14 protein-coding genes and 1 tRNA gene are annotated in these 12,981 nt (G+C 35.7%); 6 read left to right on the forward strand and 9 right to left on the reverse strand.

Features of this window, described 5'->3' with window-relative positions; translation table 11 throughout:
- Window positions 1-136 precede the first annotated feature (136 nt).
- Window positions 137-406, reverse strand: coding sequence for a 30S ribosomal protein S15 (rpsO, locus tag PMI13_RS17875; RefSeq protein WP_007846353.1), 270 nt, complete (start codon window positions 404-406; stop codon window positions 137-139).
- A gap of 174 nt (window positions 407-580) precedes the next feature.
- Between rpsO and PMI13_RS17880 the strand changes: the two genes are divergently transcribed.
- The 3 genes from PMI13_RS17880 to PMI13_RS17890 all read left to right on the forward strand — a co-directional run bounded on the left by PMI13_RS17880 (window position 581) and on the right by PMI13_RS17890 (window position 3,609).
- Window positions 581-1,138, forward strand: coding sequence for a hypothetical protein (locus tag PMI13_RS17880; RefSeq protein WP_007846354.1), 558 nt, complete (start codon window positions 581-583; stop codon window positions 1,136-1,138).
- A 400-nt stretch (window positions 1,139-1,538) separates the two neighbouring features.
- Entirely contained in the window at window positions 1,539-2,861 is a 1,323-nt protein-coding gene (mgtE, locus tag PMI13_RS17885) for a magnesium transporter (protein WP_007846355.1), read from the forward strand.
- A 19-nt stretch (window positions 2,862-2,880) separates the two neighbouring features.
- On the forward strand, window positions 2,881-3,609 hold the full coding sequence (locus PMI13_RS17890; protein ID WP_007846356.1) for an ABC transporter substrate-binding protein: 729 nt from the start codon (window positions 2,881-2,883) through the stop codon (window positions 3,607-3,609).
- A gap of 247 nt (window positions 3,610-3,856) precedes the next feature.
- On the opposite strand, the gene PMI13_RS17895 is transcribed toward PMI13_RS17890, so the two are convergent.
- Together PMI13_RS17895 and PMI13_RS17900 are read right to left on the reverse strand one after the other, a co-directional pair.
- The gene (locus PMI13_RS17895; RefSeq protein WP_007846357.1) at window positions 3,857-4,306 is read right to left on the reverse strand and encodes a GAF domain-containing protein; all 450 of its coding nucleotides are present in this window, start codon (window positions 4,304-4,306) and stop codon (window positions 3,857-3,859) included.
- Window positions 4,307-4,319: 13 nt separating this feature from the next.
- The gene (locus PMI13_RS17900; RefSeq protein ID WP_007846358.1) at window positions 4,320-5,747 is read right to left on the reverse strand and encodes a hypothetical protein; all 1,428 of its coding nucleotides are present in this window, start codon (window positions 5,745-5,747) and stop codon (window positions 4,320-4,322) included.
- Between the two features lie 55 nt (window positions 5,748-5,802).
- On the opposite strand from PMI13_RS17900, the gene PMI13_RS17905 reads away from it, so the two are divergent.
- Window positions 5,803-6,570, forward strand: a complete 768-nt coding sequence (locus PMI13_RS17905) for an MBL fold metallo-hydrolase (RefSeq protein ID WP_007846369.1) — start codon at window positions 5,803-5,805, stop codon at window positions 6,568-6,570.
- Window positions 6,571-6,638: 68 nt separating this feature from the next.
- Window positions 6,639-6,718, forward strand: a tRNA-Leu gene (locus tag PMI13_RS17910).
- Here PMI13_RS17910 and PMI13_RS20985 read toward each other — a convergent pair.
- Complete coding sequence (locus PMI13_RS20985) at window positions 6,672-8,246, reverse strand: recombinase family protein (RefSeq protein ID WP_081491316.1); 1,575 nt, start codon at window positions 8,244-8,246, stop codon at window positions 6,672-6,674. The genes PMI13_RS17910 and PMI13_RS20985 overlap by 47 nt on opposite strands.
- A 19-nt stretch (window positions 8,247-8,265) precedes the next feature.
- A complete protein-coding gene (locus tag PMI13_RS21370; protein ID WP_002980924.1) occupies window positions 8,266-8,427 on the reverse strand; it encodes a hypothetical protein in 162 nt (53 codons plus the stop codon).
- A gap of 688 nt (window positions 8,428-9,115) precedes the next feature.
- Between PMI13_RS21370 and PMI13_RS17915 the strand changes: the two genes are divergently transcribed.
- Window positions 9,116-9,559 (forward strand): JAB domain-containing protein, encoded by a 444-nt coding sequence (locus tag PMI13_RS17915; protein WP_007846375.1) that lies wholly within the window; start codon window positions 9,116-9,118, stop codon window positions 9,557-9,559.
- Between the two features lie 184 nt (window positions 9,560-9,743).
- Here PMI13_RS17915 and PMI13_RS17920 read toward each other — a convergent pair whose 3' ends face one another.
- From PMI13_RS17920 to traM, 4 genes are all read right to left on the reverse strand, one after another.
- The gene (locus PMI13_RS17920; RefSeq protein WP_007846377.1) at window positions 9,744-10,190 is read right to left on the reverse strand and encodes a DUF3872 domain-containing protein; all 447 of its coding nucleotides are present in this window, start codon (window positions 10,188-10,190) and stop codon (window positions 9,744-9,746) included.
- Window positions 10,191-10,202: 12 nt separating this feature from the next.
- The gene (locus PMI13_RS17925) at window positions 10,203-10,697 is read right to left on the reverse strand and encodes a conjugal transfer protein TraO (protein ID WP_228372389.1); all 495 of its coding nucleotides are present in this window, start codon (window positions 10,695-10,697) and stop codon (window positions 10,203-10,205) included.
- A gap of 67 nt (window positions 10,698-10,764) precedes the next feature.
- Window positions 10,765-11,664 (reverse strand): conjugative transposon protein TraN, encoded by a 900-nt coding sequence (gene traN, locus PMI13_RS17930; protein WP_007846379.1) that lies wholly within the window; start codon window positions 11,662-11,664, stop codon window positions 10,765-10,767.
- 15 nt (window positions 11,665-11,679) lie between these two features.
- Window positions 11,680-12,978 (reverse strand): conjugative transposon protein TraM, encoded by a 1,299-nt coding sequence (gene traM / locus PMI13_RS17935; RefSeq protein WP_007846380.1) that lies wholly within the window; start codon window positions 12,976-12,978, stop codon window positions 11,680-11,682.
- Between the last annotated feature and the right edge of the window lie 3 nt (window positions 12,979-12,981).

The following is a 12,981-nucleotide window of genomic DNA, read 5'->3' on the forward strand; positions in this document are numbered from 1 at the left end:
ATTTTTCCGCTTTTTTCTATAGTAATGTATAATTTCTTATATCGAACTCACGTTAAGTTAATTTCAAATATGATTATAAGGATATAAAAAAAGCAACCTCTTCCGAAGTTGCTTTTTATTTTGAAAATCCTGTAGATTATTTTCTTAAACCTAGTTCAGCAATAATTGCTCTGTATCTTGCGATATCTTTATTTTTAAGGTAATCTAGTAATCTTTTTCTTTTACCTACCAATTTTACCAAAGATCTTTCAGTTGCATAGTCTTTGTGATTACTCTTTAAATGAGCAGAAAGGTGGTTAATTCTAAAAGTGAAAAGTGCAACCTGTCCTTCAGCACTTCCTGTGTCTTGTGCAGATTTCCCGTGTTTTGAGAAAATTTCCTGCTTTTTTTCTGTTGTTAAGTACATTCCAATATTGTTTAATGATTATTATGTAACGGGTGCAAAAATACAACTATTTTCTTAGTTGGCAAAACATTATTGATTCCATATATCAAATTTGATAGAAAAAAATGTTAAAAATTTCTTAAATAATTTTATGTTATCCCGTTAAAAGACAGTAATTTTGCAAACGAATTACAAATGAGAAAAACATTATTTTTTACTACGGTTTTCACTTTTTTATTGATCGGTTTTACTTCGGTAAAAGCACAAAAGAATGCCTCTGAAGGCAAAATAAAAAAGATCCTCTACTTCAATCCTGAAGTAGAGCCTGATATTGAAGAAATCAAAGAACCCACCAACCATGCATTTTTCAGTACTGTTTCCGATAATCTGAGCAGGTACAAAAAAAATAAAATGCTTAGGGCTGAAGTTCAGATTCCTTTTGACAGTATCGATGCCAAAATCATTAATGATTATTGCACTTATAATGAAGCTGATTTTGCCATTGTTCCGAAGGTAAGATATTTCAAAGTGGGAATCGGAAAATATGTTTTCTCTAACCAGGTGGTGGTAAGCATGAAAATTTTTGATGCCGAAGGAAAACTTATTACAGAAACAGACTATGATACTTATCGCAAAAACATGCGTCTTTTAGGTTCTGCCGAAAATTCAATTAAAATTGCAACAAACGGTGCTATCAAAGGTATTTTAAAAAAACTGAGAAAAATTGAGCCTTCTTCTGAAGCAGGATTTTAACCGGTTTTGTTTTAAATTAAAACTACATCACTCCTATTTTCTATATATAATTATCTACAAAAAACATTTTAATTTGTTAAATTATCTAACATATTGTCATTTAACAGTGAATAATTAAAATATTTTCATTATCTTAGTTTAATATTAATCTGAAAGAAGTGAAAAAAACACACTTCAAGCTTAGTAAAGATAACTCAGGAGACAGAAATAATATCCTGAAGTTAAAAAATACCAACCTTCATTTTTTAAATTGATTTAGACACCCGTTCTTTTACGGGTGTTTTTTATTTGACGACCATTTTTCGAAAAGAAGAAAACTTTAATTAATCCTTAATTTTTCCGGTTCATTACGCTATCTTAAAAATTTGAATTATTTTTGCATATCCAAAAATTTCACGTTTTGAATTCCAGAGACGAACTTATCTTTAACCCTGCCGATATTGCCGAAACTCTTAGCGGACTTCCCGCTGATGAGAGGTTACTGGCATTTCTGAAGGTTCCGAAACAGTACAAAGCGGAAGTATTTTCTCATCTTGACCCTGATTTTCAGGAAGAAACGATCAGAAGTATCGGAAGTGATGAAGTTTCCGAAATCCTGAATGCAATGACTCCGGATGACAGAACTGCTTTATTTGAGGATTTTCCGGATGAGCTTATTAAATACTCTATCAATCACCTTAACCCGCAGGAAAGAAGAATTGCCTTAAAGCTTCTGGGCTATAATTCAGATTCGATAGCCCGTCTGATGACTCCTTATTACATCCAGATCCGTAAAGAATGGACGGTAAAAAGATGTCTGCAGCAGATAAAAAAAGTAGGAAAAAGGGTTGAAACAATGAATCATCTTTATGTGGTGGATGAAAGAAACCGCCTGATAGATGATATTGCTTTAGGCAGTTTATTATTAGCAGAAGAAGATACATTGATTTCTGAAATCACAGATAATCACTTTGTAGCCATCACAACCGTCACTTCAAAAGAAGATGCGGTAACTTATTTCGAAAAATACGATAGAACCGCACTCCCTATTATTACGGAAGCCGGAGTTTTGGTAGGAATTGTAACGATTGATGACATCCTCGACCAGATCGAACAGCAAAATACTGAAGATATTCAGAAATTCGGGGGGCTTGAAGCATTAGATGATCCTTATACCCAGACATCTCTTTTAGAAATGATCAAAAAGAGAGGAATGTGGCTGATCATCCTTTTCTTCTCTGAAATGCTTACGGCTTCAGCAATGGGATATTTTGAGGATGAGATTCAAAAAGCAGTAGTCCTGGCCTTATTTGTTCCTTTAATTATTTCCAGTGGTGGAAATTCCGGTTCTCAGGCTGCAACCCTGATCATCAGGGCAATGGCCCTTCAGGAAATCGGATTGAAAGACTGGTGGTATGTAATGAAAAAAGAGATTTTTACAGGTTTATGCCTTGGAGGAATTCTTGGCGCCATCGGCTTTTTAAGAATTATGATCTGGCACGAAGCCGGCTTCTTTAATTACGGAATGTATTGGCCTTTTGTAGGACTAAGTGTTGGGGTTTCCTTAGTACTGATTGTACTTTGGGGTACCCTTTCCGGATCAATGGTTCCTTTTATTCTTAAAAAGCTAAATTTAGACCCTGCAACATCTTCCGCACCTTTTGTCGCAACGTTGGTAGATGTTACCGGACTTATTATTTATTTTTCCGTGGCCGGGCTTTTCCTAACCGGGAAACTTTTGTAATTTTAGACAAAGTCTAATCATGAAAGTTATATCTCTTGTACCTTCTATTACGGAAGCATTATTTGATTTGGGGCTAACTGAACATGAAATCATCGGAAGAACCAAATTCTGTATCCACCCCAAAGAAAAAGTAAAAAACATCCCAGTTATCGGCGGAACAAAAAACCTGAATATTGAAAAGATCAGGAGCTTACAACCCAATCTCATTCTCGCCAATAAAGAGGAAAACATTAAAGAGCAGGTAGAAGCTTTAATGGAAGATTTCAAAGTAGTGGTGACTCATGTTGAAACCGTTGAAGACAATTATTATCTGCTTAAAAATCTGGGCAGTATGTTTAATCAGGAGGAAAAAGCACAACTTTTCAATCTCAAGATATATGAAATCCTGAATCAGGTTAAGGCTGAAACCAAAATAAAAGTCGCTTACCTGATCTGGAAAAATCCTTATATGACCATTGGTTCAGATACTTTTATTCATCACATCCTGGCTGAGATAGGATTTAAGAACAGTTTTAAAGATAAAACCCGTTATCCTGAGATACAGATTGGAGACCTTGCTGATACAGATGTTATTATGCTGTCTTCCGAGCCTTTTCCCTTTAAAGAAAAGCATATTGAGGAATTAAAAGAAATATATCCGAACAAAAAAATCATGATTGTGGATGGTGAGGCTTTTTCCTGGTACGGAACACATATTGCAAAGTGTGAAAATTATTTCAAGGAACTGCTTCGGGAGATCTATTCTTAGGAAGCGATGGCTTCGGGAGCGTCAGCCATCATTAAAATTTTAATCATAATTTTCAAAAAGACTATATCTCATTTTAAATACAAACGATAAGGTGGCTGAGCTCCCGAAGCCACCAATAAAAAACTCCGGTTTTATTAACCGGAGCCATTATTTTTAAACCTCAAAAACTGTGAAGAAAAAGTCTTCAGATGACACTCTTAATAACTACAAATTTACTTTTGGAACTTTTGTGGTTAGAAATTAAAATTTACAAAATTTTAGAAACCTCATTACAAAGCCACTCTAATAATTCGCGGTCCTCGGTTGTAAACGGGTCTATTTTATGGGAATCGATATCAATCTGGCCTACATTTTTCCCATCTTTAAAGATAGGAACTACGATTTCTGCTTTGGTATCAATTGAACAGCTCAGATAATTGCTTTCCTGATGAACGTCAGGAACTACAAATGTTTCATTGGAAACGGCAACCTGCCCGCAAATCCCTTTCCCATAAGGAATAATTGTATGATCTGTAGGTGCTCCTACGTAAGGGCCTAAGATCAGTTCTTCCTTATCTCCGTTTTTAAAATAGAAACCGGTCCAGTTGAAATAAGAAATTTCCTGGTCCAACAAATGGCAAACTTTCTGAAGTTTCTCTTCAGTATTATGTTTCGGACTTTCAAGAATGGAAGAAAGTCTTTTTTTTAATTCTGACATGGTGTTATATATTTTAAGAGAATTGTTTTAACGAAAATTCTTCTTTATATCCGAACATTCCGCGCTCTTTTATCATTTCTGCAACACCTTCTGGGACCTGATTTTCCCAGCCTTTGATATTGCATGCAATTTTTTTTAATATTTCCCTGGAGTAAATTTCCAAAAACTCCGGGTTATAGTTTTTAATATCTACAATACGGTTGTTAAGTTTAAAGTATTTATATAGTTCTTTAAGGTTTTCTTCTACTCTAAGGTTTGAAGAATCCAGCAATTCATGGGTTTCAGGATCTTTGTAAGGATACAGGTATACTCTCATCCCGTTGCGAAAGAATTTACCGAAAGCTTCAAGAATCCCACCTGATAAATCCTTATAATATTTCTCTTCAAATACCATCAGCAGGTTGTTTACTCCCATTGCTACACCAATATTTCCATTTGTGTAGGAAGAGAAATAATCAATCAGCCTGTAGTATTCTGAGAAATTTGAAATAATAACGGTGTATCCCAGCCGGCCCAGAATATCCACCCTGTCCATAAAATCCCTTTCATCAATATCTCCGTCTGCTCTGAGGTTTGAAATCGTAATTTCAATTAATACTTCGGTTTCTTCCTGGGTACAGATTGCATCTTTCAGAAACATATCCAGTCCGTTCCGGAGCATATCAATATTCACTTTCGTTACCGGCCTGAAGCTTCCTCTAACTGCAAAAATATTTCTCTTATACAGGATATCCGCAGGCAGCATGTTATTTCCTTCGGAATTAAAAATTACAGCATCTGTCATTCCGTTTTTCACCAACTGTAAAGACATTAGCCTGTTGTCTACGTAGGCAAAAGCCGGCCCGCTGAAATCAATCATATCAATTTCCAGGTTATCGGTCGCTACATCATCATAAAGAGATTCTATTAATCTTCTGGGGTTATCGTAATAAGTAAATGCCCCGAAAATAAGGTTTACCCCAAGATTTCCTAATGTTTCCTGCTGTAATGTAGCATCATTTTCCTTGAATTTAACGTGAATTACAATTTCATTATAATCTTCATTTTCACATACCTGAAAACGGATTCCCACCCAGCCATGGCCTTTTAATGTTTTGTCAAAATTAATGGTGGTAACTGTATTCGCATAGGAAAAAAATTTTCTGTTCGGATTATTTTCTCTGGAAATTCTTTCTTCAATCAGTGCTACTTCATAACGAAGCATTTTGCGAAGTCTGTTTTGGGTAACATATCTGTTTTTTACCTCTTTTCCGTAGATGGCATCACTAAAATCTTTGTCGTAAGCCGACATCGCCTTAGCAATTGTACCTGAAGCCCCTCCTGCTCTAAAAAAATGTCGAACAGTCTCCTGCCCTGCTCCAATTTCCGCGAAAGTACCATAAATAGTAGGATCTAGATTAATTGTTAATGCTTTTTGTTTAGGAGTTAGTTTCTGATACATTAGGACATTAAATTTTTTGTAAATTTACCAAAATTAATACCAACCTCAAAACAAAATGAAGTTGAAATTTTTAGGAACCGGAACTTCACAGGGTGTACCCGTTATTGGCTGTACTTGTGAAGTATGTACATCGGAAAATCCAAAAGACACACGCTTTCGCTCTTCTGTGATGATAACAACAGAAGAAAACAAAAAAATATTAATTGACTGCGGCCCGGATTTCAGGCAGCAGATGCTGTTAAACAACGAAACCACAGTAGACATCACCCTGATTACCCATGAACATAACGACCATGTTATTGGTCTCGATGATATGCGCCCGCTAATTTTTAAAAGCGGAAAAGATATGCCTTTATATTGCTATCACAGAGTCGGACAGGAAATAAAAAAACGTTTTGCCTATGCTTTCACCGATGTTAGGTATCCCGGTGCACCGGCTTTTGATCTCCATGAAATAGAAAATGTACCTTTTCATATTTTAGATACAGATATCACTCCTATCGAGGTGATTCATTACAAGATTACGGTTTTTGGATATAAATTTAAAAACCTTGCTTACATTACAGATGCCAATTTCATTTCAGATCCTGAAAAGGAAAAATTAAAAAACCTGGATGTTTTAATTCTCAACTGTATCCGTAAGTTTGATCCACATCCTGCGCATTTTATTCTTCCTGATGTGATTCAGCTGTATGAAGAACTAAAACCTAAAAAATTATTTTTAACCCACATCAGTCATCATCTGGGGTTGCATGATATTGAAGATAAGCAGCTTCCGGCCGGGATGCACCTTGCCTACGATGGTTTGGAAATAGAATTTTAAACAAAAGTTTACAAAAAGTTTTAAAAATCGTAAAAAAGTTTTTATATTTGCACACCAATTTAAAACATGCCCAGGTGGCGGAATTGGTAGACGCGCTGGTCTCAAACACCAGTTCTTAGGAGTACCGGTTCGATCCCGGTCCTGGGTACAAGACCGGAAAGAGGTGATAATTCACTTTCTTTCCGGTTTTTTTTCGTACCTAACTCATTGTTTATCTGGTATATATAAGAGAGCAAAACATTTGGTCGGGTGGTTCGATAATGATTTTTTGAAAATTGCAATTTTTCAGGAAATATCGAACCAATTATTTTACGTTTTACCTCGATATCCCCATCAGTATAGACTTTCGCAAGGTCTACTAGGTTCGATAATGCTTGGTCTAGTAGTTTTTGAAAATCTATTTTCTTATTATCCTTTCCTTTAGTTAATTTAGCTTCGAGCTTTTCAATTTGTCCTTTACAGCCGGTCCTAATTTCAAGATAATCTTCATCATCAATTACTTCCTCCATCAGTTTATTTCTTGCCTGTTTCAATTTACTGTTTAAACGATCTATTTCTAATAGAATTGCTTTCCTTTCTCTTTGGGGATTATTGATTAATTTTTCAAAATTTTGCCTCAACACTTTTTTCAAATAATTTTTTATAGATGCGCGCATTTCCAATGACTGCAATATTTCTAAAAATTTAGAATTAATAATCTCAGATTTGTAACGGTATGAACACGGGGATTGGCAATGATAGTAATAATATTTATTTCCAGAACGTCCCGTAGAGGCACTGCCTGTAATCAAATGACCACATTCCGGACACAGAAGGAAACCTCTTAATGGCAAATTATCGTCAGGCAGTACTTTTACATTAGGTCTGGCTGGATTCACATTTCCATCCATTATACATTGAACTTTTTCGAATAGTTCTTCACTGATCAAAGGTTCATGAATACTTTTAACAAAATGAGCCTCCTCTTCATTGAATTGCTCCACGTAAATTTTCCCGCAATATGCGGTATTGCGTAAACTTGCAAGAAAGGCACTTATCTTAACTGACTTTCCTTCTTTTCTGTTCATCATATCCATGATTTGGCTCGCTGAATAAACGCCTTTGGACATTTCATTGAATGCCCATTTCATATTGGAAGCTTCCGGTTCCTTCGGGATTACATACTTTTTCCCGTTCTCCGTTATTCTGTTAGCGTAGCCATAAGGTGCCCTTCCCATTAATCTGCCTTCTTTTTTAGCACGGCGCATTCCATAATAAGTATTCAGAGCGCGCCTGTCGTTTTCAACTTCCGGTGCAGCAAGATATATAGCCAGCATCATTTTATTTTCAGGAATTGAAAGATCTAAAGGTTGCTCAATAGCCTGCGGTTCAACGTTACTTTTCCTAAGTATGTTAATCATTTGATACGCATCGCCAGCGTTCCTGCTGAAGCGATCCCATTTTGTAAAAAGCAGCAGATCCGTTTTTGAGCTTTTTTTCTTTAGCGTATCCAGTAATTTAATCCACTCTGGCCTGATAAAAGTCTTGGCTGAGTAATCTTCATAGATGATTTGACCTACTTTAATGTTATTGTTTTCACAATAACGTTTTAATCGTTCCTCCTGATCTCTTTGCGAGTATCCCTTATCTGCCTGCTCATCAGTTGACACACGGATATATAAATCGGCTTTTTTCATATATAAATCTTAGAAAATATTATTGTTCTAAAAAACTCTTAATGGTAATTTTTAAGAGCATCGTCAGAAAGCTTAAAATATCTTTCGCCTCCTCAATGCTTAATTCAATTCCCTCCTCTTCTTTAAAAATCTTGATAATCTCCTCTATGGTAATGTTACTAATTTCAACTTTCTTCTCCATACCAATACTTTTTTAATAAAAGTATTGGACAACTGTTCTGAAATTAAACCCAGACACTTATGTGATGTATTTGGCTTTTAAATATAAATGTCTAACGCTTGAACATGTAAAATCAAACGAAACACTTAACATCAACCATTAGGCGGAAAAAATTTTTATTTATAAAAGATGTGGTTACGTTTAAATTTATTTTTTAGGTGCAACAAGAGAAAATTGATGCAAAGAAATTCATCATTCTTAGATTCAACTAAAATACAAATAAAATCAACATTGTTAATTTAAACATTCATTTCATATACAAAAACAGGTTATTGACTGCTATTACACGAAACATTTTCCATAATAAACCGGTAAAAAGGCAGCTAAGGTATTGTTGCCAGCCGTCTTGCTAATCCAACCAAAAGACTACGGCATAAACGGTTTCCTCCCTAAAGGTACCCTCCAATTATTCCGTTTCCTTTTGTTTTTTTTCATTGTCAACACTTCATATCTGCTTTCTTTTTTCCGGTTTTTCTTTTGAAAAATATTCAGCGAAGCCTGAAAGGCTTTTAAGAAATAGAACGGAGAAGAGATTGAAAAGGCTTTTGATCTAAAAAAGACGCATAACAGTTCAAAAATGTTTTAAATAAATGCTGTTTTAACTTAAGTACGGGAAACAAAAGGCTCTGCCGTACTCAGAGCAATAACAATGAAATATAATATCGTAAATGAGATCAAATTGATCTACACAAGAAAAGGAAATGCTGAAAAAAAAGTACTGAACTCCCAAGATGCTACAGATATTTTCAGGGAACATTTTGATGCAGATCAGATCGACTACAGAGAGTCATTTTACTCAATGTATATGAATCAGGCTAACAAGGTCTTAGGAATACAAAAAATATCAGAATCTGGAATTACCTCTTCTCTTGTTGACATCAGAATCATCATGCAGGGAGCTCTATTATGTAATGCCGTATCATTTATTATAGCCCATAACCATCCTTCCGGAAACCTTACACCTTCTCGCGAAGACATAGGCATCACACAAAAAATAAAGGAGGCTGCCCAACTATTAAATATTAACATGCTTGATCATTGTATAATAACTTCAACCGACTCCTTCTCTTTCTCCGATGAAGGTATTTTATAAGGGACTTAAATGTCTAAAAATAAGAATCCAGAGCCGGTTCCCGGTCTGGATTCTTGTGGCGTCGCGGAAAGATGCTTGCCCTTTAGGGAACAACCATCTTTCCGCAAATACTAAACAATGCTTCTCAAATTAGATGGTTTTATTTGAAGTGGAAATATATATTTGTAAGCTAAAGAAATAGTATTTATCCGTTTAGCTTTTTGTTGTTGAATTGAAATTCAATTTTATTCTCATTTCCAAAACTGTCTGATAGCCATACCGTAAATGATTGTGAAACTTCAGAGGTTGAAGTATAATACAATCTGAACTCTTTCTCATACAGAGGATAAATATCATTGGGAAAATAGGGTTGAGTGTTATAATACTGTAGCTTTCCTGTTCCCTCAAACTGAAAATATCGAAGATAATATTTGGTGTCAGCAAAATTACCTTCAGGAAGAATTTTGATACGAATCTCTACATACTCGTCTTTAGCTATGTCCTTGGGAACCGGCATAACCGACACCTTAAAAGGATAGTTCTGCTGAATTTCCAAATCATCTTTCTCACATGATTGTACAAATAGTCCGACTACAAATAGTAGCAAGAAACACTTTAATTGTATTTTAGCTGTATTAATTATATTTTTCATTTTTCATTATTTTTAGAAATTATATCTTATTCCTACCCCCAGCAGAGAGTGAAAATTAACCATTTGACTATTTTTCAAAAAGCGAAGTTGCCCGTTGACCAGGAAAACTAAATGCTTAGTCAGATAGCTTTCAATAGACAGCTTACCGTTCGTCCCATAAATAAAATTACCTGTAGAGTTAAGCTTTGATCCATCATACAACAATTCATCACCTCTATTAATCTGCTCATAACCAACAAGACCTCCAATTCCCAGATTAAAATTTACATTTCGCATGAAGTCTCCCCAAACATAAAAACTGTACCCACCACTAAGCAGGAAACTATCTATCGGGATATCGCAGCCTGTGTATTTATAATATTTTCTACCATATTCTGTCAGTCCAAAAAAGTAATTACCATTCTTCGAGTAAGAAACAAGCCCCGTACTAAACATATAATTTTGCTTTTCTGGAGATTTTGGAAATACCGAATAGGTAAATTCAATACCAATTTGCTTGGGAATCATCTGTTGAGCAAATATTTTGCTACCCATTATCATCGTTAAGATGACTGTTAAAAATATGTTGTGCATCTTACCCCGTTTTAATGGTTAAACTGTTTATCAATCTTGCATGAACAATATCTTCATTTTCAAGCTGTACTTTCAAATGCCTTCCCCCGTTCTTTTCCAGAATTTCAATCTCCAAAACCTGATCTTTTAAGAGCGTAAACTGATCAAGCATATAAATCCCTTTACTATCTGAATGATCAGCTATTATCCTTTCCGGGAAATAGGTACGAACCTGCTCTAAAATCTTATCCTGAACGACCGTTCGCTTTAAGTTCTTTTTATCGACAATTTTAAAATTGACCCATTCAATAGCATACCCCACATTACTTTGATTCTTAACCTGCAATGTGAAATAAAACTTGCTGTCATTAACGTGCAGCGCCCTGACTGAAAACTTAATTCCATAACTTTTCGAAGCAATATGCTTAATAGTTCTGTTGCTTTTCCTGTAAAGATTTTCCATAATAAGCCAGATGAGAGAAGTTGAGCTTCCTTTAAGATCTTCAAATAATACATCAGCATACTGTCGCTCCATACCTCTCTGAAGTTTTACTAAATCATAGCTGAGTATATCGGGATAAGAACTGTAGGATGCGTCAAAACTGTAAAATTTTCCATCTTCAGTAATGACCGAAAAATTAGTTTCTTCTTCAAAATCCCTGACGGCTGACTTAACCCGAAGAACGTTTCCTATAGGATCTGCCTTATTGGCAACCAAGAGATCACTTCCCAGGTCAACATATCGTATTGATGTAGGAAATATCAGATGGCTGGTTTTATTGTAGGTGACGTTAATCCGGAAAGGGTCCAATTTTGCCTGTTCCAAGGAAATATAAGTTGTCACAGAATCCTGCCCAAATGTCTTGCTTACTAATAGAAGTAATAGCATAATGAGAATATAATGACTCTTTTGTGTATTCATTTTTATTTTTTTTGATTAGTTATTTTTGGGTAAGAGGAAGACTTGATGGCCCGCTTTTACAGTTACTTTCAATTGTCTGACTCGCTTCTGAAAATAACCCGACAGTCCCTGTACTACTCCCCTGCTCAGATCAGCTGCAATCTGCTGCCCTGCTGATTGAGTCATCATAATATTAGTGCCTGAAGTCTGGCTCATATTAGCTACAATATCGCTTACCACATTCTGCTCCGCTGAATAAGGAACATACAATCCCATATGACCGTCAGTGTCATAAACATTGATTTCTACAGGATAGATATTACCTTGAGATTGAATGGAAGATATTTTTAACTGAAGCCTCTCTCCCTGAAATTTGCTTACTGCAATCAGTAAGCTCCCCGCTGGAATTTCAGCTCTTCCGACTTTCATCGCTTCTGAAAGCCTTATAGATAATGTACTTTCGTTGACCAAAGTCTTAGTTTCATAGACCACACCTCTTATTGCGTTTTTTGTTTGAACTGAGTTTTCTGAATCATTTTGACTGTCATAAAATCTATTCTGATTCAAACCTGCGATAAAAGCACTATCCGACTGGTCTCTGTATAATAAGGAAACAACATTGGAACGTACCGGTATTGCTGAAGTCAGTTTAACCTTCTTTTCCGTTGACTTTTCGACCTCCTCTTTTTCTGCTGGTTTTTCCTGCTTTGGCGTCGTTGGAAGATACTTAGCAGCCATTTGATACGATTTTTCCATGAGCTCTAACTGGTCGTTGATTCCCAGACCCGCAGGAACGGCATGATTTTGCATTGACTCATTCTTTAACCTTGAGATTTCTTTCCTTAGGTTATTGACCTCCTGATTATCCCGATTATAGAATGAGCTCAAGGTCTGTTGGGAATTGCGATAACTGTTCAGAGCATTCTGATCGGATTGCTGAAGTACACTTCTAGTGGATGTTGAAGAAGGTGGGTTGCTATTATAGTTTACTCCGTTCTGGTCATTCCAGTAATCTGATAAAGTTGTTATTGAATTTCTCTTTTCTTCATTCTTTTGCTCTAATAACTGCTGCTCATAAGCCTTTTGCTTATCAGACTGCAATTGACCGTCTTTTGCCTGTGGAATAGCTGCATTAAAGCCAGCCTCTTCAATAATGGTATGATCGGTTTTGGGCTTAAAGATGAGATAAAAGCAAGATGCACATACAGTAGCCATCAAAAAGTAGATGAAAGGTTTCTTTAATCTTTCCCATTGAGCCTTGGGATGATCATTCACTCCGTTAGAATTTTGGGAGAGATCATTTTCTGTCACTCTAATTTTCTCTGAATCTTTCATATT

This window comes from Chryseobacterium populi, from assembly GCF_000282115.1.
Taxonomy (GTDB): Bacteria; Bacteroidota; Bacteroidia; order Flavobacteriales; family Weeksellaceae; genus Chryseobacterium; species Chryseobacterium populi.